This is a genomic window from Trinickia dabaoshanensis (genome assembly GCF_002879885.1).
GTDB lineage: Bacteria > Pseudomonadota > Gammaproteobacteria > Burkholderiales > Burkholderiaceae > Trinickia > Trinickia dabaoshanensis.
On record NZ_PNYA01000001.1, the window covers coordinates 206,444 to 232,995 of the forward strand.

Sequence of the window (26,552 nt, forward strand, 5' to 3'; positions counted from 1 at the left end):
ATTCCGAGGGCTTCGAATTGCCTAGACTCTTATATAAGAGTTCGCGACCAAAACGGTTGCGACAAGCGAGATCACGCCCTTCTCTCTTTTAGGTACCAAGGAGTCCACCATGTCACGCCAACAGCAAGCACAGCAACTGCAACAACAATGGGAAACCGATCCGCGCTGGAAGGGGATCAAGCGCGGCTATACGGCCGAGGACGTCGTTCGCCTGCGCGGATCGATCCAGCCGGAACACACGCTTGCCAAGCGCGGCGCCGAAAAGCTGTGGAACCTCGTCAACAACGAGCCGTTCGTCAACGCGCTTGGCGCGCTGACGGGCAACCAGGCGATGCAACAAGTGAAGGCCGGCCTGAAGGCCATCTACTTGTCGGGCTGGCAGGTGGCAGGCGATGCGAACGTGGCCGGCGAAATGTACCCGGACCAGTCGCTGTACCCGGCCAACTCGGTGCCGCTCGTCGTCAAGCGTATCAACAATACGCTGACGCGCGCCGACCAAATTCAATGGTCCGAAGGTAAGAACCCCGGCGACGAAGGTTATATCGACTTCTTCGCCCCGATCGTGGCCGATGCCGAAGCCGGCTTCGGCGGCGTGCTGAACGCGTTCGAACTGATGAAGGCGATGATCGAGGCCGGCGCATCGGGCGTGCACTTCGAGGATCAACTGGCGTCCGTCAAGAAATGCGGTCATATGGGCGGCAAAGTGCTCGTGCCGACGCGCGAAGCCGTTGCAAAGCTGTCGGCAGCGCGTCTCGCGGCCGACGTGTGCGGCGTGCCGACCGTGCTGGTGGCACGTACCGACGCCGAAGCGGCCGACCTGATCACGTCCGACGTCGATGAAAACGATCGTCCGTTCCTGACGGGTGAGCGCACGGTGGAAGGCTTCTTCCGCACGACGCCGGGTCTCGAACAAGCGATCTCGCGCGGTCTCGCCTATGCCCCGTACGCCGATCTGATCTGGTGCGAAACGGGCAAGCCGGATCTCGAGTACGCCAAGAAGTTCGCCGAGGCGATCCACAAGCAATTCCCCGGCAAATTGCTGTCGTACAACTGCTCGCCGTCGTTCAACTGGAAGAAGAACCTCGATGATGCGACGATCGCGAAGTTCCAGAAGGAGCTGGGCGCGATGGGTTACAAGTTCCAATTCATCACGCTGGCGGGTTTCCATGCGCTCAACTACTCGATGTTCAACCTCGCGCACGGCTATGCCCGTTCGCAGATGAGCGCATTCGTCGAACTCCAGCAAGCCGAGTTCGCCGCCGCCGAAAAGGGCTTTACCGCGGTGAAGCATCAGCGCGAAGTCGGTACGGGCTACTTCGACGCCGTGACGCAGACGGTCGAGCGCGAAGCCTCGACGACGGCGCTGCACGGCTCGACCGAAGACGAGCAGTTCTTCGACACGAAGAAGGTTGCCTAAACGAAGGGCTAAACGAAGGGACTCGCGAGAGGGGCCAGGGGGGACGCGAGCCCCGCATGCGATCGGCATGCGGGGCTCGGCGTTTCATCGTCGAAAGCAGGAAAGCGTGCAACCCGCGCGGGCTCAGCCGGGCTCAGCGATAGACGATCACGGGTATCTTGGTATGGGTGAGCACGCGTTGCGTCTCGCTGCCGATCAATAGGCTGCCGAGCCCTTTGCGCCCGTGCGAGGCCATGAAGATCACGTCGCATCCCCCGCTCTCCGCGGCTTCGATGATGCCGAGATACGGTGACGGATGCACGCTGGTTCGACTCGTACACACCACCCCGGCGCGCTGCGCGGCCTGCTCCACTTCAACGAGATGCTCGCGCGCTTCGCGCTCGCTGCGCTGCAGAAAGTCGACGGGTTGTTCGACGACGACCTCCGCGAACGGCGAGTACGGATACTGAGGCAAGCAGGCATATGCGGTGATGCGAGCGCCGACTGTACGCGCGAGATCGATCGCACCGTCGATCGCCTTTTGCGACAGCTCGGAGCCGTCGGTCGGGACCAGGATGTGCTTGAACATAACGCCCCTCCTCGACATAAGCCGTATTTGGCACCCAACCTCGCTCATGGGCCTGCGGCGCGACGCTCGGCGCGATCGTGCGGTGCAGCGCGAGCGGACTCAAATCGATTGTAGTGCCGCCCGCGCCACGCGGCGAGCGCGCCTCGGGTGTGTCCGCATATCGGAAACCCGCGCGTGGCCGCCGCGCCGGTCATTGCCAGTAGCCGGGACGCTCATACGTATGTTTAAGGAAATCGAGAAAAAGCCTCACACGCAGCGGCAAATGCCTGCGCTGCGGAAACACGGCGTGGATCCCGATCGGCGGCGCGGCGAACGCATCGAGCACCGTGACGAGCCGGCCGGCGGCGATATCTTCCCCGGCTTCCCACGCCGAACGCCAGGCGAGACCATGCCCCGCGAGACACCATTCGTGCAAGACGGCGCCGTCCGAGCATTCGAGCGTGCCCGATACCTTGATCGACACCACTTTGCCGTCTTCTTGGAACGTCCAGCCGCGCTGCTGATTCACGCCCGCCGCCAGGGCCAGACAATTGTGATGGGCGAGGTCGGCCAACGTTCGAGGCATGCCGTGGCGCTCCAGATAAGCGGGCGCGGCCACGCAGACGCGGCGGTTTTCCGCGAGCCGCAACGATACGAGCGAGGAATCGGGCAATTCTCCGAAGCGCACGGCGCAGTCGAAGCCCTCGTTGACGAGATCGACCATCCGATCGGACAAATCGAGCGCGATCGACACTTCGGGATGCGCCGAAGCGAACGCGGGGATCACCGGGGCCACGTGCTTGCGACCGAACCCGGCGGGCGCCGAAATCCGCACATGACCGCTCGCCTTCACCCCACCCGCGGAGACGCTCGATTCGGCGTTTTGCATGTCGTTCACGATCCGCTGACAGTCCTCCAAGAACGCCGAGCCCTCGAACGTAAGGGTCAGCTTACGCGTGGTGCGGATCAGGAGCTTCACGCCGAGCCGCTCCTCCAGCGCATCGAGCCGGCGGCCGATAACGGCGGGCGCGACGCCCTCGGCTTGCGCGGCGGCCGAGAGACTGCCCTTCATCGCCACGGCCACGAAAGTTTCGATTTGTTTGAAGCGCGACATGCGGCCCGTCCGAGGGAAAACGATCGATCGGCCGATTATGTACTAAAAAGTCAAAGATCAAGTGACAATGCGTGCCTTTTTCGATCCATCAGGTCACAAATAGAATACGGTACTGACCTTAAGTACAGGGGGATGCGGCCATGACATCGTTACGACGTTTTCCGAAAGCCGTGCTGTTCGACGCGTACGGCACGCTGTTCGACGTGCACTCGGTGGTGGCCGCCGCGGAGCAGTTGTTCCCCGGACAGGGTGACGCGCTCTCGCAGTTGTGGCGCCTCAAGCAGATCGAATACTCGCAATTGCGCACGTTGGCCGATCCGAACGGCTCTCACTACAAGCCGTTCTGGGACGTGACGCTCGATGCGTTGCGTCACGCCGCGCGCCGATTGCGCTTGCCGCTGGACGCAGCCGGCGAGAAGCGCCTCATGGATCAATACGCGTGCCTCTCCGCTTTTCCCGACACCGCCCCGGCACTGCGCGCGCTGCGCGAGTACGGCGCTGCGCCGGACGGCCGTGCGCTCGGGTTGGGGATTCTGTCGAACGGCAATCCGGGGATGCTCGAAATCGCCGTTAAAAGCGCCGGGATCGCCGACTTGTTCGATCACGTCCTCTCGGTGCACTCGGCCCATGCTTACAAGCCGGCACCCGCCGCATACGCGCTCGGTACGCGCGCTTTCGATGCGAGCGCGCGCGAGATCGTCTTCGTCTCGTCGAACGGCTGGGATGTAGCCGGTGCCGGCTGGTTCGGCTACACCACTTATTGGATCAATCGATCCGGCGCGCCGCTCGAGGAACTCGGATCGAAACCGCGCGGCATCGGCACCGGCATGGCCGAACTCGTCGATTTCGTCAAAACCCTCGCATTGACCGAAAAGGATTGAAGCGCATGGTCTCGCCCGCCCTTGCCCCGACGTGCGAGAACGTCGCCCCTATCGTTGCCATCTGACCGACCAAAAGGAGACTTTCCATGGCGAACACGTTGTCGTTGCCCCAAGGCATGCAAATCACCGGCGCTATCGAGCCCGGCTTCGAAACGATCCTGACGCCCGAGGCGCTGGCGCTGGTCGCCGATCTGCACCGGACGTTCGAGGCCCGCCGCCGCGAACTGCTGCAAGCGCGCATCGAGCGCACGAAGCGGCTCGACGCCGGCGAGCGCCCCGATTTCCTCGCGCAGACGAAGGCCGTGCGCGACGGCGATTGGACGATCGCACCGCTGCCGAAGGATCTCGAATGCCGCCGCGTCGAAATCACGGGCCCGGTCGAGCGCAAGATGATCATCAACGCGCTGAACTCGGGGGCGGACTCGTACATGACCGACTTCGAGGATTCGAACACGCCCAACTGGCACAACCAGATCACGGGCCAACTGAATCTGAAAGATGCCGTGCGCCGCACGATTTCGCTCGAGCAAAACGGCAAGACGTACAAGCTGAACGATAAGGTCGCGACGCTCGTGGTGCGCCCGCGCGGCTGGCATCTCGACGAAAAGCACGTGACGGTGGACGGTCAGCGTGTCTCGGGCGGCATCTTCGACTTCGCGCTGTTCCTGTTCCATAACGCGAAGGAATTGCTCGCGCGCGGCAGCGGCCCCTACTTCTATCTGCCCAAGATGGAAAGCCATCTCGAGGCGCGCCTGTGGAACGACATCTTCTTGGCGGCGCAAGAGGCGGTTGGCGTGCCGCGTGGGACCATCCGCGCGACGGTGCTGATCGAGACGATTCTCGCGGCGTTCGAGATGGACGAAATCCTCTATGAACTGCGCGAGCATAGCGCGGGCTTGAACGCGGGACGTTGGGATTACATCTTCTCTGCGATCAAGAAGTTCAAGAACGACCAAGCGTTCTGCCTGGCCGACCGTTCGCAAATCACGATGACCGTGCCGTTCATGCGCGCTTATGCGCTGCATCTGCTCAAGACCTGCCATAAGCGCAACGCGCCCGCGATCGGCGGCATGAGCGCACTGATCCCCAACAAGAACGATGCGGCGGCGAACGAGAAAGCCATGGCGGGCGTGCGCTCCGACAAGAAGCGCGATGCCACCGACGGTTACGACGGCGGCTGGGTGGCGCACCCGGGCCTCGTGCCCGTGGCGATGGAAGAGTTCGTCGCCGTGCTCGGCGACAAACCCAATCAGATCGGGAAGCAGCGCGAGGACGTGCAAGTCACCGCCAAGGATTTGCTCGACTTCCGTCCCGAAGCGCCGATCACCGAAGCCGGGTTGCGCAACAACATCAACGTCGGCATCCACTACCTCGGCTCTTGGCTCACGGGCAACGGCTGCGTGCCGATCCACAACCTGATGGAAGATGCCGCCACCGCGGAAATCTCGCGCTCGCAAGTGTGGCAATGGATCCGCTCGCCGAAGGGCAAGCTCGAGGATGGCCGCAAGGTCACGGCCGAGCTCGTGCGCGCGCTGATCGCCGAGGAACTGCCGAAGGTGAAGCAGGCGGTCGGCGGCAACACCGACTCGTACGATCGGGCCGGGACGATCTTCGAGAAGATGTCGACGTCGGAAACGTTCACCGACTTCCTGACGCTGCCGCTTTACGAAGAAGTCTAAACACATTGGAAACAAAACGGCGGCCCGCATCGATGCACGGCCGCCGCCTTGGCCGGGCCGTCGCGAACGCGATGCTCCGGCCGCTCTTCCCGTGGAACGCTGCTAGTCGCCGTAGTTAGTGGCCGTATTCCAGCATGGCGACCGAGTCGCGCGCGAGGCGATAACTGATCCAATCGCCCGCTTCGATTCGAGTGCGACCGCTCACGGACACATCGTCGACCGGATAGAAAAAGCAGCGCAGCTCGCGATCGGCGACGGTCACCGTCAACTCGCGCGATTTGAAAACACCCTCCCCCCCGGGCTCGATACCCTCGATCCGATCGAGCACCGGTACCAGCGCATCGTCGATTTCATAGACATCTCCACGCACCGGACCCGCCGCCTCGTCTTGCACGAGTCCCGGATAGTCGCCCAGATCGTATAGCCGCCCCGTTACCGCCGCCCGGCCCACCAGCCGTGGCGTGCTGATTCCATTGCGCGCGGCGGCCGCCCCGATGTCGTTGATTTCACCCGCACGTAGCGTGCCGTAAACAAATACGTGTTTCATTTGCCCTCGTCCTTTTGTTGTATGGATTTGCGCGTCGCCGATTGCATGGCTCGGTTCCATGCTTTTAACTTCGCCGGCGATCGTTAGGCACCGGCACGACGCGGCGACGAAGCTCGTCCCGCCCATGCCCGGCAAGCGCATTATGCATGTCGAATGAGCCGTCCGCGAGCGTGGTGCGCAAGCCGTTCGACAGCGTCGCCGCGCGCTGGCCAGCGCGAAGCCGGGCCGGCAGGTCGTCTCCGTCGTCCGGGCAAGAGAGCGAGACGCACATACAATATCGATCGCCGTCCGCTTTGTTGATGCGGGCATCGTTAAATCTTTCATTTTGCCTACGAAGCGCCGCCGTGAACCCGAACGAACTCGCCGCGCCGGCGTCCACCGCGCGGGTGCGCCTGATCGATATCCCCGCGTCAGTCGCACCCACTGCCACGCATCCGATTCGCGTGCGGGCTCGGCCCATGCCGGCTGGGGAAAGCATCGCCCTGCACCTGCATGCGTGGGCGCAACTCGCGTATGCCTCGCGCGGCGTCATGCGCGTCGCCGTCGAAAGCTGCACGTGGATGGTGCCTCCGTCCCGCGCGATCTGGGTCCCGCCCCACGTGCCGCATGAAGTCGTCATCATCGAGGACGCCTACCTGCGTACGCTGTATATCGACGAATCCGTGGTGCCCGCGGGACTCGATGCCTGCCGCGTCGTCGACGTGTCCGGCCTGCTTCGAGAAGCGATCGCCGCGCTCGATGCCGACGAGTTGGACTCCTCGCGCGAACGGCTGCTCGGCGCGCTCGCGCTCGATGAGATCACGCGCTCGGAGCCGCTGCCGCTGTCGGTGCCCATGCCGGCGGAAAAACGCTTGCGGGCGCTTTGCGAGGCGCTGTTGAAAGATCCCGGCAGCAACGATTCGCTCGAGTACTGGGCCGAAAGCGTCGGCGCGAGCACGCGCACGATCGCACGGCTGTTTCGCCAAGAACTCGGCTTGAGCTTTTCACAGTGGCGCCAACAGGCCGTGCTGGCGCGAGCGATCCCGCTGCTCAATCGCGGCCGGGCCCTATCGCAGATCGCTCATGAACTCGGGTATCAAAGCCAAAGTGCCTTCTCGGCGATGTTCCGGCGTGCGTTCGGGGAAAGCCCGCGCGCATTCATGATGCGCGACGGCGAGGCAGCCCCTGAACGGTCGGGCACCGACGATGATTGAGACGCGCTTGCGCCGCCTGACAATCCTTGAATGCCTCGAGCCCCGGTACGATAGCCTCGTCGCCGCGCCTTGGATACAGCGCATCAAACTCGGCGCGTCATATGGCGGATGGCACTGAGTTGACCCAACCGGGGCCCCGCCACGCGATAGCCCATACGCAGGTACAAACGCGCGGCGGGGTTATCGACGAATACACGCAATTGCAATTCTTGTAGGCCGCGCTCGCGGGCCCACTGGTGCGACGTCTCGAGCAGGAACGTCCCTGCCCCTTCGCCGCGATGCCCTTCGGCGATTTGTACATCGCGGATATGCAGCGAGTCCCCTTCCTCGGTCAGCCGCAAGACGCCGATCGGCTCGTTATCGATTTCGAGGATGAAGTTTTCGGATTCCTGCCAGCTCGCCAAAAACAAATCGGCTCTCCAAGCCAACCGATGCCGCTCGTAGTAGCGGCCCATGTTGGTGCGGGTCAACGCCTCAGCGAAGGCGAAATCGCTCATCGATGCTTGGCGCAGGTGGAACGGCGATGGCGCGTGGCGTGAAGGCGCGTCGGTCGGATCGAACATCGTAGCCGGAACGAAGAGAAACCGTGATCACAGTAAGGCAGCATCGTACGACTTGCAATGGCGGATTGTCCGGGCGCGCACGAAGAGGCGACTGTCCGTCTGAAGCGACGCTGCGGGCGAGGCATGGGGAGAAGAAAAAAGCCCGTTCGAATCAGATTCGAACGGGCTTCTTATTTGGCGGAGTGGACGGGACTCGAACCCGCGACCCCCGGCGTGACAGGCCGGTATTCTAACCGACTGAACTACCACTCCAGTCTTGCATCTTCGCTCGCGAACGTCGGTTGTTTCCGCAAGCTGCAGCGCTTCGATCACGAAGCACCGCCGATGTTTTGGCGTCCCCTAGGGGATTCGAACCCCTGTACTCACCGTGAAAGGGTGATGTCCTAGGCCTCTAGACGAAGGGGACAACAGGTACTGCTCAATATACTGCTTACACTTTTATTAAAAAAGCCCGTTCAAGGAACCCTGAACGGGCTTTGTCTGGCGGAGTGGACGGGACTCGAACCCGCGACCCCCGGCGTGACAGGCCGGTATTCTAACCGACTGAACTACCACTCCATAACAACTCATCATACTCACGAGCGTCGGTCTCGTCTCGTAAGCTGCGATGCTTCTTCACCGAAGCACCGCCGATGTTTGGCGTCCCCTAGGGGATTCGAACCCCTGTACTCACCGTGAAAGGGTGATGTCCTAGGCCTCTAGACGAAGGGGACAAAATCTTTTCACTACCGCGATTCGCTTTTCAACTTTCGTCAACAGCGAAGAACGCTATTCTAACTCGTCGATCAGCGTTTGTGAAGTTTTTTCTTTCAGTCACTGCACTTCGAAAGCACTTCACAACCGCCTTCCGACCATATCGCGCAATATACCGCTAAACGCGACACCTCGAACAGCAGAGCCTCGCATTATACGCATACGTCGCACGGCCATGCAAGCGGTTTTCATTGGGGATGGCTAAAGTATGGAAGGAATGTCTAGCGGAAGCTCGTTGAAGTAAGTCAACGTTCCGATGTGTGCCGCCTTCGGCGCCGGTTGGATGTCCGCTCTCCCGATGACCTTGCGAGCGAGCGAGCGAGCGATCGATCGATTCGGCAGCGACACCACTTGGGCACAACGGCGGAAACAGGAGGGAGGAAATCTACGAGCCGTAGAAAAAGAAAAAGCCCTGGAAACCAGAGCTTTTCTTTGATTCTGTCTGCGATGTTTGGTGGAGGTAAGCGGGATCGAACCGCTGACCTCTTGCATGCCATGCAAGCGCTCTCCCAGCTGAGCTATACCCCCTTGCAGAACAGAAATGAGATTATATGGACCCTTTTCCGTCTTGTAAATACCCTTCCCTGATCTTTTTGCATTTTTTCGCGAGGCGATCAGGAATGCCGCGGCAATGACCGCCGGTCAGATCGAGAGCCCCGCTTCGATACGGCTCACGACACACTCGCGCCCGAACAACACCAAGACCGCGTCGATCGACGGCGTATGCGTCGTGCCGGCCACGAACAAACGCACGGGCATCGCCAGTTGCGGCATCTTGAGTTTGTGCGCGGCCAGGGTAGCCTTCAGCGCGGCGGCCACGCCCTCCTTCGTCCACTCACACGTGCGCAGCGCGGCGGCGAGTTCGGCGAGCGCCGGGCGCACCGCATCGGTCACGTGCTGTGCAAGCGCTTCGGGTTCCGGTGCCGGAGCGCGATAGAACATCGCCGCGTTTTCGACGATCTCCTTGACGGTCGTCGCGCGATCTTTCATCAGCCCGATGACCGATGCCGCGTCAGGACCGCTAGCAAGCGCGGCATCATCGATACCGAGTTCGGCAAAGAACGGCACCGCCAACTGCGCGAGCCGTGCGTTGTCCGCCTCTTTGATGTAGTGATTGTTGAGCCAGTTCAGCTTGCTGTGATCGTACTGCGCGGGCGACTTGCCCAGATGCTCGAGGTCGAACCACTCGACGAACTGCTCGCGCGAAAAGATCTCGGCGTCGCCGTGCGACCAGCCCAGACGCGCCAAGTAGTTCAGCACCGCCTCGGGCAAATAACCGGCATCGCGGTAGCCCATCACGCTCATGGCGCCGTGCCGCTTGCTCATCTTCTCGCCCGCTTCGTTCAGCACGGTCGGCAAGTGCGCGTACACGGGCGTTTCGCCGCCGAGCGCACGCAGGATGTTGATCTGCCGCGGCGTGTTGTTGACATGATCGTCGCCGCGAATCACGTGCGTGATGCGCATATCGAGATCGTCCACCACGACGCAGAAGTTGTAGGTCGGCGTACCGTCGGGACGCGCGATCACCAAGTCGTCGAGCTCGTCGTTCGAGATTTCGACGCGCCCTTTGACCGCGTCGTCCCAAGCAACGACGCCGTCGAGCGGATTCTTGAAACGGATCACCGGCTCCACGCCGGCGGGCGGCGCCGGCAGCGTCTTACCCGGCTCCGGACGCCACGTGCCGTCATAGCGCGGCTTCTCTCCCGCGGCACGCTGGCGCTCGCGCAAAACTTCGAGCTCTTCCATCGACATATAGCAGCGATACGCGAGCCCTTGATCGAGCATTTGGGCGATGACCTCGCGATACCGGTCCATGCGCTGCATCTGATAGAACGGACCTTCGTCGAAGTCCAGACCGAGCCACTTCATCCCTTCGAGAATCGCATCGACCGACGCGGCGGTGGAGCGCTCGACGTCCGTATCCTCGATGCGCAGGATGAACGCGCCATGCATCTTGCGCGCGAACGCCCACGGATAGAGCGCGGAGCGGATGTTGCCGAGATGGATGAAACCGGTGGGACTCGGAGCGAAGCGGGTACGGACGGTGGTCATAGATAGCGTCGATGGTTCGATGGCGTGTACGCGGGCGGCATGCCGTCGAGCGAACAGAAATAGAGCGCAATTATACCCGGCGCCTCGCGTTGCTCGCCCGGCGACGGCCAAGCGGCGAGCGCCGCGTCCGAACGCTTTGCCGTATGATGTGCCCGCGCCGCCTTCGCGAGCGGCGTGCCGGCGGGTGCACAGGTCCCAGTCCGGCGATCGATGCGCGCCAATCCCGGCGCGCCGCTGGAGATATCGTTGAAACCGTCTTCCCCTCGCCTCACCCGCCGCGGCTTTTCGATTGCTTGCGCATCGGCCCTCCTCGCCGCCTGCGCATCGCCCGCCACGCGTACGAACGAATCGAACATCTCCCCGGCTCAGCCGCCGGCCGCGCCGCCCAAACCGCTTCGCATCGGACTCGCGCTCGGCGGCGGCGCCGCCCGCGGCTTCTCGCATATCGGCGTAATCAAGGCGCTCGAGGCACGTGGCCTACAGATCGACATCGTCTGCGGCACGAGCGCGGGCTCGGTCGTGGGCGCGCTTTACGCGTCGGGAATGAGCGGCTTGCAAATCAACAAGCTCGCGTTGACGATGGACGAAGCGTCGATCAGCGATTGGGCCATGCCGTTTCGCACGCGCGGGTTCTTGCAAGGGCTCGCGCTGCAGAACTACGTGGACACGACGCTGCAGCATCGCACGATCGAGAAAATGGCCAAGCCGCTCGGCATCGTCGCCACCGATCTTCGCAACGGCCAGCCGATCCTGTTCCAGCGTGGCGATACCGGTATCGCCGTGCGCGCTTCGTGCAGCGTTCCGTCTATCTTCGAGCCGGTCAAAATCGGCGGCCACGAGTATGTGGACGGCGGCCTCGTCAGCCCCGTGCCGGCCTCGTTCGCGCGCAAGATGGGCGCAGACTTCGTCATCGCCGTAGATATCTCGGCCAATCCGGAAAGCGCTGCGACGCAGAACTCGTTCGACGTACTGCTACAAACGTTCACGATCATGGGTCAGACGATCAAGACGTATGAACTCGAGAAGTACGCCGACTTCGTCATTCGCCCGAACCTGGCGGCCATGAGCGGCAGCAACTTCGGCCAACGCAACGAAGCGATCCTCGCTGGTGAAGCAGCCGTCGCGCGGCTGTACCCCGAACTGCAACGCAAGCTCGCCGAGCGGCGCGCGGGCGTGGCAGCGGCCGCTTGACCGCGCGAAGCCTCGGACCCAATAGCAAAAGCCCGCTCTAAGGCGGGCTTTCTAGCGGCAAGGACGAAATCCATACCGCGTCGTTCGATTGCCGGACGTATTCACGCCCGGCCGGATGCCGCTCAGTTGCTGCCGGTGCCGGTCCCGGCGGATGCGTCGCCGCCCATCGTCGCACTCACGCGCTTGCGCAGATCTTCGACGTTCACGGGGAACTGCGTTTCGATCCGCCGCGCGCCCGTGAAGCGCTTCTCCCAATAGCCGTCATCGAGATCGTCGACACGGATCGTGCTGCCCGTCGAGGGCGAATGCACGAACTTGTTGCCGCCGATGTAGATGCCGACGTGCGAGAACGTACGGCGCATCGTGTTGAAAAAGACGAGATCGCCCGGTTTCAAATCGGCCATCCGGACCTTTTCTCCCACGCGGCTCATTTCCTCGGCACGGCGCGGCAGCGCCATTCCGAGCGTGTCTTGGAACACGTAGCGCACGAAACCGCTGCAATCGAGACCCGAATCGGGCGAACTGCCGCCCCAACGGTAGCGCACGCCGATCATGTTCAGCGCGCCGACGACCACGTCGCCGGCCTTGCCCGCGACGCCCGAGAGGAACGCCTTGGCACGACCGCTCGTGCTCGTATCCGCTGCGGGGAGGTTGCTCGTATTAGAAGCGAGAGAAGAAGACGATGCGGAAGACGACCCATCCGACTCGAGGTGAGCCGGAATGGGGGAAGCGATTTGCGGGGAGCTACTCGTTTCGTCTGCGAACGCGCCGGTAGCTGCCGTCATCAACACGCCAATGAACATCCCGGCGACGACGCGCGTACAAGCCTGGGCAAAATTTCGGTGCTGCATTGGTCGGTAGGTTTTGCTTAAGAATCAGAGAACTGCGGAAAGTTTGGACGATACTAGCCACGATATAACTGATTGTCAAAACAAATTAAAAAAAACAATCGGGGTACCGTCATAATTGCCGGGATTCACCCTTGCAGGCTCGCATTCAAGAGTTTTCGCGTATACGGATGGGCCGGATTGGAGAAGATTTTTTCGACGTCCCCTGTTTCGACGATGACCCCGTTTTGCATCACGGCAACGCGGTGCGCCATCGCGCCGATGACGGCCAGGTCATGGCTGATGAATACGAAACCGAGGTTGTACTTGTGCTGCAGTGTCGCGAGCAGGGTCAGAACCTGCTGCTGAATCGAGACGTCGAGCGCACTCGTCGGCTCATCGAGCACTAATAAGCGAGGCTCCAGCACGAGCGCACGGGCAATCGCGATCCGTTGCCGCTGACCGCCCGAGAACTCGTGCGGATAACGCGTGAGTGCCGTACGATCGATCCCCACTTCTTTCAATACCGTGGAGACCTTTTCGCGCCGAGCCGCCGCATCGAGCTGCGGCCGATGCAACGCAAGCCCCTCCCCGACGATGCGCTCGATCGTCTGCCGAGGCGAAAGCGAACTGAAGGGATCTTGGAAGACGACCTGCATATTCGAGCGCAACGTCGTCTGCTCCCGCCCCCGGTAGCTCGCAAGCGGCCGGCCCTGGAACTCGATCGACCCGCCGGCCGTGCGTTGCAGACCGAGCAGCGCCATCGCGAGCGTCGATTTGCCCGAGCCGGATTCCCCGACGACGCCAAGCGTCTCGCCCTGCCGAACGTCGAGCGTGGCATTCGAGACGGCTTCGAATCGGTCGGAGCGAAACCAACCGCGAATACCCGGCGCTTGCGTCGGGAACGACACCGACACCTCGCGCGCATCGAGCAGCACCGGCGCGATCGGCAACACGGGCGTCACCTGCCTTCGCGGACGGCTGGCGATCAGCTTGCGCGTATACGGATGCTGCGGCGATTCGAAGATGCGCTCCACCGGACCGCTTTCGACGAGCACGCCCCGCTCCATGACCGCGACGCGCTGCGCGAAGCGCTTGACTAGGTTCAGATCGTGCGTGATCAAGAGCACGGCCATGCCGCGCTTTTGCGCTTCGTCGCGCTGGATTTCGAGCAGCAGATCGACGATTTGCGCGCGGATCGTGACGTCGAGCGCGGTGGTCGGCTCGTCCGCCAGCAACAAACGCGGACGGCAAGCGAGGGCCATCGCGATCATCGCTCGCTGGCGTTGACCGCCCGAGAGCTGATGCGGATAGCTCAGAACCCGCTTTTCCGGTTCGGTCACCCCCGTTCGCGCCAGTAACTGGACGGCGCGAATGCGGCCCTGCTGCGGCGAGACGCCCTCATGCGCGACGATCGTCTCCGCGATCTGCTCCCCGACCGTGAAGAGCGGATTAAGGGCCGTCATCGGCTCCTGAAAGATCATTGCGATATCGGATCCGCGCAGGCCCTGCATGGCCCGCTCGCTTTTCCCGAGCAGGTCCTCGCCGGCAAAGCGCACCGCCCCCGTCACGCGCGCCTCGCCAAGGAGGCGCAGGATCGCGAGCGCGGTGACCGTCTTGCCCGAACCTGATTCGCCCACGAGCGCCACCCGCTCGCCCTGCTCGATCGCGAACGTGAGGTCGTCGACGGCAACCGTCTCGCCGAACGTCACGTGCAGATGCTCGAGCTCGAGCAACGGAGCGCCTCCGCTTTCGCGAGCGTCATGAGCCGTCGTCGATGCGTTCATTGGTTGCCCCCTGCGCGCATCGCGTCCGCGATCCGCGTGTCCATCGCGTTACGCAATGCGTCGCCCATGAACGTGAGCAAGAGCAGCGTGACGACCAGTACGCCGAACGTCGAGAGCGAGATCCACCAGGCATCGAGATTCGCTTTGCCCTCGGAGAGCAATTCGCCGAGGCTCGGCGTGGGCGCCGGCACGCCCAAGCCAAGGAAATCCAGACTCGTCAACGCGAGAATCGATCCGCTCATGCGAAACGGTAGGAACGTGATGACCGGCGTCATACTGTTGGGCAGCACATGCCGCCAAATGATCTGCCAATTCGATAGCCCGATGGCCCGCGCGGCGCGCACGTAGTCCTGGGAGCGATTGCGTAAGCATTCCGCGCGGACGTAATCGGACAAGCCGATCCATCCGAATAGCGACAACAGCACCACGAGGAGCAAAAAACTCGGCTCGAAGATCGATGCGAAGATGATGAGCAGGTAAAGCTCGGGCAGTGCGCTCCAAATTTCGATCAGACGCTGCCCCACGATATCGATACGGCCGCCGAAGTACCCTTGCACGGCGCCCGCGGCAATGCCGAGCACGCTGCCGATCAGCGTCAGCACCAAGGCGAATTCGACCGACACGCGAAAGCCGTACAACAGCCGGGCGAATACGTCGCGCCCTTGGGCATCCGTGCCCAGCCAGTTCTCGCGTGAAGGTGGCGCCGGGTTGGGCGCGCGCGAGAAGTAGTTCAGGGTATCGTAGTAGTAGTGGTTCGGCGGGTACAGCGCGAAATTGCCCGGCAACGCGAGCCGCTGGCGAACATAGGGGTCGAGGTAGTCGGCCGGGGCCGGGAAATCGCCGCCGAACGTCGTTTCGGCGTAGGTCTTCGCGATCGGAAAGTAATAATGGCCGTCGTATCGAACGACGAGCGGCTTGTCGTTCGACCAGAGGGGGCCGGCCAAACTCGCGGCGAATGCAACGACGAACAGGACGAGACTCCAATAGCCGAGGCGCTGCGCCTTGAAGCGTTGCCAAACGCGCCGCATGGGCGAGCGCGAAGCGAGGACGCTAGGCAGCGCGCTGCGCGCCACGGCATCGGCCCCGGTTCGGGGACGGGCTTGACTCAACGTTAGCGCTCCAGTCGTTCGAATTGAATGCGCGGATCGACCCAGACGTAGCACAAGTCCGAGACGAGCTTCGTCGCGAGCCCGATCAGCGTGAAGAGGTACAGCGTGCCCAGCACGACGGGATAATCGCGGCGCACGACCGATTCATAGGAAAGCAGCCCGAGGCCGTCGAGCGAAAACAGCGTTTCGATCAGCAAGCTGCCCGTGAAGAACGCGCCGATGAATGCGGCCGGGAAACCCACCACGAGGGGCAACATCGCATTGCGGAATACGTGTTTCCATAGCACGCGTTTTTCGCTCAAGCCTTTGGCGCGCGCCGTCAGCACGTATTGCTTTTTGATCTCGTCGAGAAACGCGTTCTTGGTCAGCATCGTCACGACCGCAAAGCTGCCGACGACCGACGCCGTCACGGGCAGCGCGATGTGCCAGAGGTAATCGACGATCTTGCCGGGCACGCTCAACTGCGCGAAGTTATCGGAGACCAAACCGCGCAGCGGGAAGATCTGCAAGAACGAACCACCGCCGAAGAGCACGAGCAACAACACGCCCAGCACGAAGCCGGGTATCGCATAGCCCACGAGCACGATCAGGCTCGTGGCGACGTCGAATGTCGAGCCGTTGCGGATCGCCTTCGCGATGCCGAGCGGCACCGAGATGAGATAGGTCAGAAAGAACGTCCACAAGCCAATGCTGATCGAGACGGGCAGCTTCGATACGACGAGCGACCATACGCTTTGATGATGGAAGTAGCTTTGCCCGAGATCGAACCGCGCGAAACGCGACAGCATGAGCCCATAGCGCGTGAGCGGCGGCTTATCGAAGCCGTAGAGCGCCTTCAATTGAGCGAGTTGCTGCGCATCGACGCCCGAATGGGCGCGCAAACCGAACGGCGGGGCCTGCCCTTCCAACTGCGTGCCCTTGCGCAATTCGTAGGCCGCCTGCTCGACCGGGCCGCCCGGCACGAACTGAATGACGACGAACGTCACGGTCAGCACGCCGAGCAACGTCGGGATCATCAGCAGCAGCCGTTTGAGGATGTAGCTCCACATTGTCGTGCACCCGTGGATAAGCGAAAACCATGCATGAAATGGCCGCGACAGGCCGCGGCCCGCGATTAGCGCTGCGCGGCGCCTGCCCCCGACCACCACGTCGAGACGATCCAATCTTCCGCCGAATAGTACAGCGGCAGCGTGGCCGGATAACGCAGCGCTCGTTTGTACGCGATCCGATGCGTGGTGCTATACCACTGCGGCACGACGTAATAGCCGTGCATGAGCACCCGATCGAGCGCGCGCGCCGTATCGACGAGCTGCGCCTTCGTCTGTGCATGAACGAGCGAGCGCAAGATCGCATCGATGGCCGGCGACTTGAGGCCCATCAGGTTGTCCGAGCCCTGCTCGTCGGCCGATTTGCTGCCGAAGCGCGAGACCTGTTCGGTGCCCGGCACCTGCACGCCGGGGTAACGCAGCATCGTCATGTCGAACTCGAACGCGTCATAGCGCTTTTGGATCAAGGCGAAGTCGACCGCGCGATAGGTCGCTTCGATGCCGAGCTTGCTCAGGTTGCGAATATAGGCGCTCATGATCGGCTGGGTTGCCGCGCTTTGTCCCGAGTCGTCGAGAATCTCGAACCTGAACGGCTGCCCTTGCGCGTTGCGCAATGCGCCGTCGCGATAATGCCAGCCGGCCTGGGCGAGCAGCGCTCGCGCCTGCAGCAGATTGGAGCGCAACGATCCGGGAGGATCGGTGTCGGGCTGCACGGTCATCGGCCCGAACACCGCCGGGTCCAGTTGCGCGCGCAACGGATTCAAGACGGCGAGCTCCCCCTCGCTCGGCATGCCCGTGGCTTGCAGCGGGCTGTCGGCGAAGTAGCTGTCGAGCCGCGTATAGGCGCCGAAAAACAATTGCCGGTTCAGCCACTCGAAGTCGAACGCGAGGTCGAGCGCCCGGCGCACGCGCACGTCCTGAAACAGCGGCCGCCGCAAGTTCATGACGAGACCTTGCATGCCCGCACCGTTGTGCTGGCGGAACTCGCGTTTGACGAGTTCGCCGTTATCGAAGCGCTTGCCCACGTCGCGCCGCGCCCAATTGCGCGCGACATATTCGACGAGCGCGTCGTACTTGCCGGCCTTGAACGCTTCGAGCCGCGCCGTGCTATCGGCGTACAGCTTGTAGGTGATGTAGTCGAAGTTATCCGTGCCGACACGCACCGGCAGCGCCGCGCCCCAGTACGCCGGGTTGCGTCGATAGGTGATCGTATGGCCGCCGTCGTATCGATCGATCAGGTACGGGCCGCTGCCGATCGGCTGTTCGAACGCGAGTTGATCGAGCGGCACGTGCGTGCCGTCGGGCTTGAGCCCCCATTTGTGCGAGAAGACCGGGATCGCCCCCGCGATCAGCGGCAATTCCCGGTTCGGCTGCCGGAACTCGAAGCGGATCGTCGCCGGATCGACGACGACCGCGCGCGCGATCTCGCTATAGAACGCGGCGAATTGCGGCGCCGCCCGCGGGCTCTTGAGCGTGTCGAACGAGTATTTGACGTCGTCGGCAGTCACCGCATCGCCGTTCGAGAACCGCGCGCGCGGATTGATGTGGTACGTGACGGAGAGTCGATCGGGCGCGATGCGGATATCGTCCGCCAAGAGCCCGTAGGCCGAGGCCACCTCGTCGCTGCTGCCCGTCGTCAAGCTTTCGAACAGCATGTCGACGCCGGGCGCCGTATTTCCGCGCAGCGTGAACGGATTGAACTTGTCGAAGCTCGTGAGCCGGCTCGGATTGGACAGCACGAGCGTGCCGCCTTTCGGCGCATCGGGATTCACATAGTCGAAATGCTTGAAATCGGGCGCGTATTTCGGCTCGCCGAACTGGGCGATCGCATAGACGGCATGGGCCGGCGTGGCGCAGCCAAGCAGCCAAGCGAGACAGCACGCCAACAGCAGGGGCCGGGGCCCAACCGCGCGCTCGCGGGGCGGCGCGGGTGTGTGCCTAACAATCGTCGTCGCCTTCATCAGGAGTTCGGGAGTGGCAATGTGAGAGAATTCTACCCAAACCCGTACCCGCCCCCCGTGTGCAGCGCCTCCGCGCGCGGCGGGAGGCACCGATAACGCTAGGAGAATTCATGGGCTTTCTCGCTGGAAAACGCATTTTGCTGACCGGTCTGCTGTCGAACCGCTCGATCGCCTACGGCATCGCGCAAGCTTGCAAGCGCGAAGGCGCCGAGCTCGCTTTCACGTATGTCGGCGATCGCTTCAAAGACCGCATCACCGAATTCGCCGCGGAATTCGGCAGCGAACTCGTCTTTCCGTGCGACGTCGCCGACGACGCGCAAATCGAAGCGCTCTTCGCCTCGCTGGGCCAGCACTGGCCGAAGCTCGACGGCCTCGTGCATTCGATCGGCTTCGCGCCGCGCGAAGCGATTGCCGGCGATTTCCTCGACGGCATGACGCGCGAAAACTTCCGCATCGCGCACGACATCTCGGCCTACAGCTTCGCGGCTTTGGGTAAAGCCGCACTGCCGCTGCTCTCGGAAAACGCTTCGTTGCTGACGTTGTCGTACCTCGGCGCGGAACGCGTCATTCCGAACTACAACACGATGGGTGTCGCCAAGGCCTCGCTCGAAGCCTGCGTACGTTACATGGCAAGCTCGGTCGGCCCGAAGGGCATGCGCGTCAACGCGATTTCGGCCGGTCCGATCAAGACGTTGGCCGCGAGCGGCATCAAAGGCTTCGGCAAGATCCTCGACTTCGTCGAAGCGAACGCTCCGCTCAAGCGCAATGTGACGATCGAGCAAGTGGGCAATGCGGCCGCCTTCTTGCTGTCGGATCTGGCGAGCGGCGTGACCGCCGAAGTCATGCACGTCGACAGCGGGTTCAGCACCGTCGTCGGCGGCATGGTGCCCGAAGCGGCCGAGTAAGCCGCGCCGGCATGCGCCCGCGCGGCTCGCCGCACACCTGCGCGAGGTCACTGCGGGCCACGCATAACAAAAAACCGCCTTGGCAAACGCCAAGGCGGTTTATTTTCGTTGTCTCGTTGCGTAGCGCTACGCCTTCCCTGATTGCCTGTCGTTAGGGATCCTAACGATACTTCGATACCACCTTCGCTTTAGTGATCCCACCCGTGACCATGGCCGTGGTCATGGTCACGTCCCCAGCCATGGCCGCGATCGTGATCCCATCCGCCATGGTGCCGCCATTCGTCGCGATCCCACCAACGGCGGCCGTCCCAATACCGGTCGCCATGCCAGCCGATGATGACTGCCGGTGCCACATAGACCGGTGCCGGCTGATAGACGACCGGCGGCGGCGGCGGCGGCGCATAAACGGGTGCCGGCGCGACATAGACTGGCGCCGGAATGCCGATGTTGACTCCGATGTCCACCCGCGCCATCGCCGTGGTGGAAACGCCGATGGCAAGCGCGCCGACGGCCAGAGCAGCGAGATGTGCAAGCGATTTCATGGTGTCACCTTCGAATACATAGCGTGGTTGCGTGCAACTATAGCGCGCGCTATCCGATAGGCGTATTTCAAACTTGTAACTGTTGCTGCAGAACATCCCGAGCACGCGAATACCGTACAAATACGCGTGCTCCGTAGTCAACGCGCCGTGCGTCGCAATACCGCACCACCGCTGGCATTCGTCGAGACCGTGACGAGTGCGTCGTTATCGAACAGCGCCGCACTGGCGTTTTCCCCGATCTGTCGCGACGAGGCCACATCGCCGGTTGCCAAATCGATGCCGAGCAGCAGCGTCGCATGCTCGTCCTTGCACGACTCGCCCACGACTTGCAACGCGGCGCCTTCGATTCCGAGCGCATCGACGCCGCAGATCATCTTGGGTCGGGCAAATCGGTTGGCGACGTGCCCCGACGAATCGAGCAGCGAAACGATTTGCTGACGATCGCTCAAACCGATGAAAACGGTCCGGCCATCGGGCAAAAAGAGCGCGTCCACGGCTTCGGTCTTCGCCGGATAAACCCGCGTCGACCAGACATATCGCGCGTTGCGCAGATTGATCTTCGAGACCGCGTACCCCGCGTTCGCCGATGCGGCCGTACCCTCGTTCGGCAGGAACTCGCCCGCGATTGCGAGGTTCTCGCCGTCGCGCTTCGCACGCGTCCCGCTCCAAAACGCGCCGGTCGGCAACACCGTCAGTTGCTTGCGCGCAAGATCTCGATCGAACACAGTCCAAAATAGGCTTCGCTTGCCGCTCTGGTCGAGCGATTGCGTGCTCATTCCCCCCACGATCGACAGCCCGTCGGGTCCCGCCTCGAACTGGTTCGCCCAAACGTCGACATCGATATCGACATGCTGTTGCTTGATCAGCCTTCCCGTTGCGGCGAGACGATTCAACACGAGTTCGGTTCGATTTTGGTTCGCGAAGGAATCGGTATGCTCCTCGGTGAGGACGTAGTACGCATCCCCGTCCCGCAGACACGACGTAGCAACGTTTTCGAAATGATCCTTCGCATACGGAATGTCCGTCTTCCATACGACGCGACGCTCGCGACTATCGACGAGCATCGCCAACGCGCTTTCGTTGGGCACCTCGTCGTGATAGACGGAGCCCGTCACGCAATAGAGCCCCGGACCGACGCCTGCGATCGCGCGAGCCGTGAAGGGTTGCGACACGTTCAGCGCGATATCGGCCGACGGCGGCGGCGCGCCGATGGCCCCACCCGCGGCGAAGGACGCGAGCACGCCGAGCATCATCCAAGTTGATCGTTTCATGTCCTCTTTCTCTTTGTTCTCGCGAAGGTGGTCGTGATTGTCTCGTCCGCCTTGCGCCGTCAGTCTTGCGCGGGCTTCGTCAAAGCGGTGGCGTAGCGGCCGACCGCATTCGCGATTCGCTCCGACATCGCCGGGTCGCGCACGGCACGCGCGAGCGTCACGCCGCCCGCGAGTAGCGAAAGAAGCGCGATCGCGCGGTCGTCGTGATCGTTGCCGGGCAGATCGCCAAGGCCGGAGGATACCTCGTCGATGATGGACGAGAGTATCTTTTCAAACGCCTCGCGCGTCTCGTCGTCGGCGCGCATCACCTCGGGCGTCAAGCTTTGAAGCGCGCAGCTTTCGCCCAGCTCGCAGGTGCGACGCTGGCCGAGATAAAACGTCACGAACGAGCCGCGCCAGCGCTTGCCCTGCTCCGCCTTCAGCGACGCAATCGCGTCCCGCAACTGTCCCATGCCCGATACCACCACCGCGCGAAACGCTTCGCTCTTCGACTTGAAATGGCCGTAGAACGCGCCGTTGGTCACGCCGGCTTCCTTCGTGAGCGGCCCGATGCCGGACCCGCCGTAGCCCTCGCGACGAAAAAGCCGCGCGGCCGCGTCCAAAATCCGCTCGCGGGTTTCGTGCTTGTGTTCGATCGTATAGCGCATAAAAAAACCTAACGGAGCATCTGCTCTCTATTGCATAGAGAGCAAGTGGTATGTATTCTATAGAGAGCGATCGCTATTTATAACATGTCCCAGTCAACCGACCTGGAGGTATTGCTATGCCGATCACACTAACCGTACCGGAAGACGTTCTCGATCGCGAGACCGAGGCGAAAGTTTTCGCTCAGTTGACCGATACCCTACTCGACATCGAAGGGCTGCGAGATAACGCGTTCATGGTGCCCAACGTAGTGGGAACGCTGCACACGCTGCCGCGCAACCGGATTTTTTCAGGAGGGGCCGCCGCGCTGGCGGCTTTCGTGGAGCTCAAACTACCGGCCGTTGCGCTGGCCTCGTCCGACTCGAAGCGACGCTTCATCGAACGCGCCACGCAGATCGTCGCGCGAGCGTCGGGCGGACAGATCCCGCCCGAACGCGTATGGGTCAATGTCGTTTATGCCGCCGATGGCGCGTGGGGCATCGCCGGGCAGGCCTATGACAACGCGGCATTGGGCGATGCGATCGGGGCGGCCGCGATCGCGCGGTAACGTCTAACCGCCCGGGCGCGCTTTGCATATCTTCGCCCGTCGTTCGGCGGCGAGAATGAGTGCGCCCTGCAACGCAGCGCCGGCCCCGAACGTCGAACGCTCGACCTCGGGAGGAAAAGGCACGGCCTGCGCGAGTGCTGAGCGAATCGCTTCGTGGATTCGAACGATATGCGACATACCGCCGCCGATCACGATCTTCGATGGATCGAGCAGCAACGTGTCGTTGGCCCGTTTGGGCATTCCCGCGCTAATCGCCAACGATCGCGATCACGCCCAGCACGACGAACAGCGTGCCAGCGAAAAACTGGCCGAACCGCAGCGCCTGGGCGCCCGGCGACAAGCGGGCGCGCAACGGATGAGCGAGCACAATGCAGAACACGTCGGCGGCGGAAAACAGGAGGTTCGCGCACGCGCCGAGCAGGAACAATTGCCAGCCGAGCCCAAGCGACGCGTCCGGATCTGTGAATTGCAGCAGGAACGAAAAATAGAACAGCGCCGACTTCGGATTCGAAGCCTCGATGAATGCGCTCGACGACACGACGTTGCGCGGCACGTCGATCACCTCCCCCTGCCCGACGGGCGCGCGGATGCGCAGAATACCGAGCCACACCAGATAGGCGCCGCCGACCACCTTGAGCACGTGATACAGCATCGGGGACGTCTTCAGCACGGCGACCGCACCGAGCGCCACGATGCATATCTGGAAAAAGGCGCCGAGATGAATGCCGAGCGCGGATAGGAGGCCGGCCCGCCGCCCGTGCTGCAGCGTCAACGACACCGTCTGCAGCAGCGCGGGCCCCGGGATGAAACCGAAGCCGATACAGGTCAAGCCGAAAAACAGCGCTTGCTCGGGCGACATCAGAGATCGTTGCCGACCACGATCGCGATATGCGAATCGATGGATTTGACCGCGCGGGCGATCCTGATCGCGGCTTCGTAATTGGCCGTGATCACGCTGAGGCAGACGGCAAGCGTACGATTGGCCCGCTCGCGGACAGCCGCGAGGATACGGCCGAGCGAATGAATCACACCATCGACGTAATAGCCTTCGAAGCGCGGCAACCGATCGACATGAGAAGCCAGCGACAGGATACCGAGATGCGGGAAATTGGCCCAGTCGGTATGTTGAATGCCCTTCGATACGACGATGTCATTCGCTTCGCCCACGCCGCCCGCATCCAGATCGTTGCTGTTCGGCGGATCGATGAAAAATACGATGGCCCTCGGCTCGCTCATGAGGCGGTTCTCTCCGTATTGTGGATCTGGTCTGGCAGAACAATCGGCCGGCGCACGCCTTTGCAGGAAGGGCCACCCTCGATTTCGCTAATGTAAGAGAAAGCCCTTGAACCGGAACCTATCAGTTATGCCGGGTTCGGAAACCGGATATCTCGCGTAGGGCTCGCGTCATTTTCCGTACAACGACAGTTCACCCGTTTCACCGGACATTTTTGCTGTTTGACGGAAAGCTTGGGCTGCTCGCCCCACACGCCTAGGCGCGAGGGCGCCCTTTGGACATCGCCGCCCGTCGTTCGGCGGCGAGAATGAGCGCGCCCTGCAACGCAGCGCCGGCCCCGAACGTCGAACGCTCGACCTCGGGAGGATAAGGCACGGCCTGCGCGAGTGCTGAACGAATCGCTTCGTGGATTCGAACGATATGCGACATACCGCCGCCGATCACGATCTTCGATGGATCGAGCAGCAACGCCATATTGGCGACCTGCACGCCAAGGTAGCTTAGCGTTTCGTCGATGAGACTCGCGAAGCGTGCGTCGTCACGACTCAACTCGAACGCCTCCCGCGTGCCGATCGGCCGGCCGGCGATCGCGCTCGCACGGTCGCTGATCGCGCGGCCGGATGCCACGTTTTCGAACGGTGCGCCGCCTTGCGCGAACGGCACTTCTCCGTGCGTCCCGCGACATTGGTAGGCGATCTCGCCGGCCGCGCCATGCGCGCCCCTCAGCACCTGCCCGCCGATCACGGCCGCGGCGGCAAGACCGGTCCCGAGATTGAGGTACAGACCGCAATCCACTCCTGCGAGTGCGCCCTTGCGCGCCTCGGCCAGTGCCGCGGCTTTGACGTCGGTTTCCACGCCGATGCTTTGAACCTCGAATCCTCGCCGCAAAACGTCGGCGAGCGCCAATCGATCCCAGCCGGGATTGTTCGGTGCGAGCTTGATGCCGTGCGCTTCGACGATTCCGGGCGTGACCGCCGCCACCGCAACGAGCGTAGTGCCGGCGCGCGCAACCGTCTCGGCAACGAGCGCCTTCGCCGCGTCGAACATCCGACTGATGACCGCGTCGGCGCCTTCATGCGCCTCGGTGGGAATGTGCGCTACGTCGAACACATCGCCCTCGACGCTCGCCGTCGCCATGGCGATCTTGGTTCCGCCGAAGTCGATCCCGAGCACGCATCCGCTCGAAGCGGCGCAGGTGCCGGCATCGGCATGCTCGACCGGAGAGAGTTCAAGTTCGAGACGATCCATCGTATTCGCAGGTGTTAGCGGCTGCTCGCATCTTGCCGCTCGACGAATACTTCGCGGATGTCTTTCGGGCCGAACGGCCATTGACGCTGGACCCGAGCCCAGAAAAGAAACGCCACGAGTCCGATCGCCAGCCATGCGCTCGATAAGACCTGCGACTGCCGGTCCGTCGCGTAGAGCACATAGAGCCAGCCGACCAACGCAATCACGCTCGGCAACGGGTAGAGCCACTGCCGATAGGGCCGCGCGAGTCGAGGCTGGCGCTTGCGCAACACGGTGAGCGCCGCGATCTGCGCCACCGATTGCAGCAGCACGGAGACCGCGACCAGCATGTTGATCACGGTGGTCAGATCGAAGAACGTACCGGCCGCTGTCACGAGACCCATGGCCAGCAGCGCGACATGCGGGAAATCGTGTTTTGGGTGCAGCTTGCCGAATGCCGATAGAAACACGCCGTCACGCGCCGCGTAGAACGGCACGCGCGAGCCCCCGAGCAGCCCCGCGAACACCGAGGCGAAGGCGGCCACCAAAATCAACGCAGTCACGATCGATGCGGCCGCATGGCCCCAGTTGCGCGAGACGACGAGCGAGGCCACCGAGGTCGACTTCGCGACGTCTTGCCACGGCACCGTGCCGATCACCCCGATGTTCATCGCCAGATAAAACACCATCATGGCGATGATCGAAATGATGATCGAGCGCGGCATGACCCTGCCCGGATTCTTCAATTCGTCGCCCATGTAGGCCGTGGTGTTGTAGCCCGCGTAGTCGTAAATGGCAATGATGAGGCCGGCGCCCAGTCCGGTGAAGAACTTGCCCATATCGCCCGATTGCGCGGGCAGCGTCATGGCGAGAACGAGGTGATAGTCCGAATAAGCGGCCGCCGTCGTGAGACCTACCGCAAGCACCATAACGATCCAAAGGCCGGCGCTCAACGCGCGAATCGATTCGATCCGCCGATACAGGGCGAATACGACGAACGCCACCACGACCAGTCCGATCACATGAGACTGCAGCGCAGTGAGCCCCGGCAAGAAGAATCCCAGGTACTGCACGAACCCGATGATGCCCGTGCTCATGATGAGCGGGATGGAGAGCATCGCCGTCCAGACGAATAAAAACGGCATCAGCTTGCCGGTGCGGTATTGGAAGGCTTCACGCAGATAGAGATACGTGCCGCCCGCGCCGGGCATCGCCGCGCCGAGTTCGGCCCACACCAGACCGTCGGCCATCGCCAGCACGGCCCCCAAGATCCAACCGATGACGGCAAGCGGCCCGTTCATGACGGCCACGATCGTGGGGATCGTGAGGAACGGCCCCACCCCGCAAATCTGAATCATGTTGATCGCGATCGCCGGCGCCAGTCCGATCGAGCGGCGAAAGTGCGTAGTGGATTCGGCGGCTGCTGCTGCGGCTGCGCGCGGCCGCGCGCTGTCCGCCCCTTCCGTCAGTGCGGGGTCACTCATCGGGTGTCTCCATGCGGCGAATGCCGCGTT

25 protein-coding genes and 5 tRNA genes are annotated in these 26,552 nt (G+C 62.7%); 7 read left to right on the forward strand and 23 right to left on the reverse strand.

Annotated features, from left to right (window positions below; translation table 11 throughout):
* The first annotated feature begins 109 nt into the window (after positions 1-109).
* Entirely contained in the window at positions 110-1,417 is a 1,308-nt protein-coding gene (aceA, locus tag C0Z18_RS00905) for an isocitrate lyase (protein ID WP_102643478.1), read from the forward strand.
* 133 nt (positions 1,418-1,550) lie between these two features.
* On the opposite strand, the gene C0Z18_RS00910 is transcribed toward aceA, so the two are convergent.
* Together C0Z18_RS00910 and C0Z18_RS00915 are read right to left on the reverse strand one after the other, a co-directional pair.
* On the reverse strand, positions 1,551-1,985 hold the full coding sequence (locus tag C0Z18_RS00910; protein ID WP_102643479.1) for a universal stress protein: 435 nt from the start codon (positions 1,983-1,985) through the stop codon (positions 1,551-1,553).
* Between the two features lie 190 nt (positions 1,986-2,175).
* On the reverse strand, positions 2,176-3,078 hold the full coding sequence (locus tag C0Z18_RS00915; protein WP_102643480.1) for a LysR family transcriptional regulator: 903 nt from the start codon (positions 3,076-3,078) through the stop codon (positions 2,176-2,178).
* Between the two features lie 140 nt (positions 3,079-3,218).
* Here C0Z18_RS00915 and C0Z18_RS00920 point away from each other — a divergent pair, with 140 nt between their 5' ends.
* Together C0Z18_RS00920 and aceB are read left to right on the forward strand one after the other, a co-directional pair.
* A complete protein-coding gene (locus C0Z18_RS00920; RefSeq protein WP_102643481.1) occupies positions 3,219-3,959 on the forward strand; it encodes a haloacid dehalogenase type II in 741 nt (246 codons plus the stop codon).
* A gap of 86 nt (positions 3,960-4,045) precedes the next feature.
* Positions 4,046-5,638 carry a malate synthase A gene (gene aceB / locus C0Z18_RS00925; RefSeq protein ID WP_102643482.1) on the forward strand — a complete coding sequence of 531 codons (1,593 nt, stop codon included), beginning with the start codon at positions 4,046-4,048 and terminating at the stop codon, positions 5,636-5,638.
* Positions 5,639-5,753: 115 nt separating this feature from the next.
* Here the strand turns inward: aceB and C0Z18_RS00930 are convergent, their stop codons facing one another.
* Complete coding sequence (locus tag C0Z18_RS00930) at positions 5,754-6,185, reverse strand: gamma-glutamylcyclotransferase family protein (RefSeq protein ID WP_102643678.1); 432 nt, start codon at positions 6,183-6,185, stop codon at positions 5,754-5,756.
* A 344-nt stretch (positions 6,186-6,529) separates the two neighbouring features.
* Here C0Z18_RS00930 and C0Z18_RS00940 point away from each other — a divergent pair, with 344 nt between their 5' ends.
* Positions 6,530-7,378, forward strand: coding sequence for an AraC family transcriptional regulator (locus C0Z18_RS00940; protein WP_233216768.1), 849 nt, complete (start codon positions 6,530-6,532; stop codon positions 7,376-7,378).
* 83 nt (positions 7,379-7,461) lie between these two features.
* On the opposite strand, the gene C0Z18_RS00945 is transcribed toward C0Z18_RS00940, so the two are convergent.
* The 7 genes from C0Z18_RS00945 to gltX form a co-directional block, all read right to left on the reverse strand.
* Positions 7,462-7,941, reverse strand: coding sequence for a GNAT family N-acetyltransferase (locus C0Z18_RS00945; RefSeq protein ID WP_102643484.1), 480 nt, complete (start codon positions 7,939-7,941; stop codon positions 7,462-7,464).
* A gap of 175 nt (positions 7,942-8,116) precedes the next feature.
* A tRNA-Asp gene (locus C0Z18_RS00950) sits at positions 8,117-8,193 on the reverse strand.
* Between the two features lie 78 nt (positions 8,194-8,271).
* A tRNA-Glu gene (locus C0Z18_RS00955) sits at positions 8,272-8,347 on the reverse strand.
* Between the two features lie 75 nt (positions 8,348-8,422).
* Positions 8,423-8,499, reverse strand: a tRNA-Asp gene (locus C0Z18_RS00960).
* 79 nt (positions 8,500-8,578) lie between these two features.
* Positions 8,579-8,654 (reverse strand) — tRNA-Glu (locus C0Z18_RS00965).
* A gap of 492 nt (positions 8,655-9,146) precedes the next feature.
* A tRNA-Ala gene (locus C0Z18_RS00970) sits at positions 9,147-9,222 on the reverse strand.
* A gap of 114 nt (positions 9,223-9,336) precedes the next feature.
* Positions 9,337-10,746, reverse strand: coding sequence for a glutamate--tRNA ligase (gltX, locus tag C0Z18_RS00975; RefSeq protein WP_102643485.1), 1,410 nt, complete (start codon positions 10,744-10,746; stop codon positions 9,337-9,339).
* 210 nt (positions 10,747-10,956) lie between these two features.
* On the opposite strand from gltX, the gene C0Z18_RS00980 reads away from it, so the two are divergent.
* Entirely contained in the window at positions 10,957-11,937 is a 981-nt protein-coding gene (locus C0Z18_RS00980) for a patatin-like phospholipase family protein (RefSeq protein ID WP_102643486.1), read from the forward strand.
* A gap of 122 nt (positions 11,938-12,059) precedes the next feature.
* On the opposite strand, the gene C0Z18_RS00985 is transcribed toward C0Z18_RS00980, so the two are convergent.
* The 5 genes from C0Z18_RS00985 to C0Z18_RS01005 form a co-directional block, all read right to left on the reverse strand.
* Entirely contained in the window at positions 12,060-12,788 is a 729-nt protein-coding gene (locus tag C0Z18_RS00985) for a C40 family peptidase (RefSeq protein WP_102643487.1), read from the reverse strand.
* 125 nt (positions 12,789-12,913) lie between these two features.
* Positions 12,914-14,551 carry an ABC transporter ATP-binding protein gene (locus C0Z18_RS00990; protein WP_102643488.1) on the reverse strand — a complete coding sequence of 546 codons (1,638 nt, stop codon included), beginning with the start codon at positions 14,549-14,551 and terminating at the stop codon, positions 12,914-12,916.
* Complete coding sequence (locus C0Z18_RS00995; RefSeq protein ID WP_102643680.1) at positions 14,548-15,579, reverse strand: ABC transporter permease; 1,032 nt, start codon at positions 15,577-15,579, stop codon at positions 14,548-14,550. Before C0Z18_RS00995 ends, C0Z18_RS00990 begins: the two co-directional genes overlap by 4 nt.
* A gap of 83 nt (positions 15,580-15,662) precedes the next feature.
* The gene (locus C0Z18_RS01000) at positions 15,663-16,709 is read right to left on the reverse strand and encodes a microcin C ABC transporter permease YejB (RefSeq protein WP_102643489.1); all 1,047 of its coding nucleotides are present in this window, start codon (positions 16,707-16,709) and stop codon (positions 15,663-15,665) included.
* 65 nt (positions 16,710-16,774) lie between these two features.
* Positions 16,775-18,667, reverse strand: a complete 1,893-nt coding sequence (locus tag C0Z18_RS01005; protein ID WP_102643490.1) for an extracellular solute-binding protein — start codon at positions 18,665-18,667, stop codon at positions 16,775-16,777.
* A gap of 110 nt (positions 18,668-18,777) precedes the next feature.
* On the opposite strand from C0Z18_RS01005, the gene fabI reads away from it, so the two are divergent.
* Entirely contained in the window at positions 18,778-19,572 is a 795-nt protein-coding gene (fabI, locus tag C0Z18_RS01010) for an enoyl-ACP reductase FabI (RefSeq protein ID WP_102643491.1), read from the forward strand.
* Between the two features lie 188 nt (positions 19,573-19,760).
* Here the strand turns inward: fabI and C0Z18_RS01015 are convergent, their stop codons facing one another.
* The 3 genes from C0Z18_RS01015 to C0Z18_RS01025 form a co-directional block, all read right to left on the reverse strand.
* Positions 19,761-20,114, reverse strand: a complete 354-nt coding sequence (locus C0Z18_RS01015; protein ID WP_102643681.1) for a hypothetical protein — start codon at positions 20,112-20,114, stop codon at positions 19,761-19,763.
* Between the two features lie 137 nt (positions 20,115-20,251).
* A complete protein-coding gene (locus tag C0Z18_RS01020; protein ID WP_146013903.1) occupies positions 20,252-21,385 on the reverse strand; it encodes a hypothetical protein in 1,134 nt (377 codons plus the stop codon).
* A 59-nt stretch (positions 21,386-21,444) separates the two neighbouring features.
* The gene (locus C0Z18_RS01025) at positions 21,445-22,032 is read right to left on the reverse strand and encodes a TetR/AcrR family transcriptional regulator (protein WP_102643493.1); all 588 of its coding nucleotides are present in this window, start codon (positions 22,030-22,032) and stop codon (positions 21,445-21,447) included.
* Positions 22,033-22,148: 116 nt separating this feature from the next.
* On the opposite strand from C0Z18_RS01025, the gene C0Z18_RS01030 reads away from it, so the two are divergent.
* Positions 22,149-22,577, forward strand: a complete 429-nt coding sequence (locus tag C0Z18_RS01030; RefSeq protein ID WP_102643494.1) for a tautomerase family protein — start codon at positions 22,149-22,151, stop codon at positions 22,575-22,577.
* A gap of 3 nt (positions 22,578-22,580) precedes the next feature.
* On the opposite strand, the gene C0Z18_RS01035 is transcribed toward C0Z18_RS01030, so the two are convergent.
* From C0Z18_RS01035 to C0Z18_RS01055, 5 genes are all read right to left on the reverse strand, one after another.
* Positions 22,581-22,817, reverse strand: a complete 237-nt coding sequence (locus tag C0Z18_RS01035; RefSeq protein ID WP_102643495.1) for an ROK family protein — start codon at positions 22,815-22,817, stop codon at positions 22,581-22,583.
* Between the two features lie 7 nt (positions 22,818-22,824).
* Positions 22,825-23,436, reverse strand: coding sequence for a LysE family translocator (locus C0Z18_RS01040; protein WP_102643496.1), 612 nt, complete (start codon positions 23,434-23,436; stop codon positions 22,825-22,827).
* On the reverse strand, positions 23,436-23,813 hold the full coding sequence (locus C0Z18_RS01045; protein WP_233216776.1) for a hypothetical protein: 378 nt from the start codon (positions 23,811-23,813) through the stop codon (positions 23,436-23,438). Before C0Z18_RS01045 ends, C0Z18_RS01040 begins: the two co-directional genes overlap by 1 nt.
* 253 nt (positions 23,814-24,066) lie before the next feature.
* Positions 24,067-25,059, reverse strand: coding sequence for an ROK family protein (locus C0Z18_RS01050; protein ID WP_158244182.1), 993 nt, complete (start codon positions 25,057-25,059; stop codon positions 24,067-24,069).
* A gap of 14 nt (positions 25,060-25,073) precedes the next feature.
* A complete protein-coding gene (locus tag C0Z18_RS01055; protein WP_102643498.1) occupies positions 25,074-26,522 on the reverse strand; it encodes an APC family permease in 1,449 nt (482 codons plus the stop codon).
* Positions 26,523-26,552: the final 30 nt, after the last annotated feature.

What these genes read in the sequence shown, in the direction of transcription:
- C0Z18_RS01020 (WP_146013903.1), bottom strand. Translation starts at nt 21,385, where the DNA reads ATGAAACGATCAACTTGGATGATGCTCGGCGTGCTCGCGTCCTTCGCC.
- aceA (WP_102643478.1), top strand. Translation starts at nt 110, where the DNA reads ATGTCACGCCAACAGCAAGCACAGCAACTGCAACAACAATGGGAAACC.
- C0Z18_RS01050 (WP_158244182.1), bottom strand. Translation starts at nt 25,059, where the DNA reads ATGGATCGTCTCGAACTTGAACTCTCTCCGGTCGAGCATGCCGATGCC.
- C0Z18_RS01055 (WP_102643498.1), bottom strand. Translation starts at nt 26,522, where the DNA reads ATGAGTGACCCCGCACTGACGGAAGGGGCGGACAGCGCGCGGCCGCGC.
- C0Z18_RS01035 (WP_102643495.1), bottom strand. Translation starts at nt 22,817, where the DNA reads ATGCCCAAACGGGCCAACGACACGTTGCTGCTCGATCCATCGAAGATC.
- C0Z18_RS00945 (WP_102643484.1), bottom strand. Translation starts at nt 7,941, where the DNA reads ATGTTCGATCCGACCGACGCGCCTTCACGCCACGCGCCATCGCCGTTC.
- C0Z18_RS01040 (WP_102643496.1), bottom strand. Translation starts at nt 23,436, where the DNA reads ATGTCGCCCGAGCAAGCGCTGTTTTTCGGCTTGACCTGTATCGGCTTC.
- C0Z18_RS01015 (WP_102643681.1), bottom strand. Translation starts at nt 20,114, where the DNA reads ATGAAATCGCTTGCACATCTCGCTGCTCTGGCCGTCGGCGCGCTTGCC.
- C0Z18_RS01025 (WP_102643493.1), bottom strand. Translation starts at nt 22,032, where the DNA reads ATGCGCTATACGATCGAACACAAGCACGAAACCCGCGAGCGGATTTTG.
- C0Z18_RS00920 (WP_102643481.1), top strand. Translation starts at nt 3,219, where the DNA reads ATGACATCGTTACGACGTTTTCCGAAAGCCGTGCTGTTCGACGCGTAC.
- C0Z18_RS00985 (WP_102643487.1), bottom strand. Translation starts at nt 12,788, where the DNA reads ATGCAGCACCGAAATTTTGCCCAGGCTTGTACGCGCGTCGTCGCCGGG.
- C0Z18_RS00915 (WP_102643480.1), bottom strand. Translation starts at nt 3,078, where the DNA reads ATGTCGCGCTTCAAACAAATCGAAACTTTCGTGGCCGTGGCGATGAAG.
- C0Z18_RS01000 (WP_102643489.1), bottom strand. Translation starts at nt 16,709, where the DNA reads ATGTGGAGCTACATCCTCAAACGGCTGCTGCTGATGATCCCGACGTTG.
- gltX (WP_102643485.1), bottom strand. Translation starts at nt 10,746, where the DNA reads ATGACCACCGTCCGTACCCGCTTCGCTCCGAGTCCCACCGGTTTCATC.
- C0Z18_RS00990 (WP_102643488.1), bottom strand. Translation starts at nt 14,551, where the DNA reads ATGAACGCATCGACGACGGCTCATGACGCTCGCGAAAGCGGAGGCGCT.
- C0Z18_RS00995 (WP_102643680.1), bottom strand. Translation starts at nt 15,579, where the DNA reads ATGCGGCGCGTTTGGCAACGCTTCAAGGCGCAGCGCCTCGGCTATTGG.
- C0Z18_RS00910 (WP_102643479.1), bottom strand. Translation starts at nt 1,985, where the DNA reads ATGTTCAAGCACATCCTGGTCCCGACCGACGGCTCCGAGCTGTCGCAA.
- C0Z18_RS01030 (WP_102643494.1), top strand. Translation starts at nt 22,149, where the DNA reads ATGCCGATCACACTAACCGTACCGGAAGACGTTCTCGATCGCGAGACC.
- C0Z18_RS00980 (WP_102643486.1), top strand. Translation starts at nt 10,957, where the DNA reads ATGCGCGCCAATCCCGGCGCGCCGCTGGAGATATCGTTGAAACCGTCT.
- C0Z18_RS00930 (WP_102643678.1), bottom strand. Translation starts at nt 6,185, where the DNA reads ATGAAACACGTATTTGTTTACGGCACGCTACGTGCGGGTGAAATCAAC.
- C0Z18_RS01045 (WP_233216776.1), bottom strand. Translation starts at nt 23,813, where the DNA reads ATGAGCGAGCCGAGGGCCATCGTATTTTTCATCGATCCGCCGAACAGC.
- fabI (WP_102643491.1), top strand. Translation starts at nt 18,778, where the DNA reads ATGGGCTTTCTCGCTGGAAAACGCATTTTGCTGACCGGTCTGCTGTCG.
- aceB (WP_102643482.1), top strand. Translation starts at nt 4,046, where the DNA reads ATGGCGAACACGTTGTCGTTGCCCCAAGGCATGCAAATCACCGGCGCT.
- C0Z18_RS01005 (WP_102643490.1), bottom strand. Translation starts at nt 18,667, where the DNA reads ATGAAGGCGACGACGATTGTTAGGCACACACCCGCGCCGCCCCGCGAG.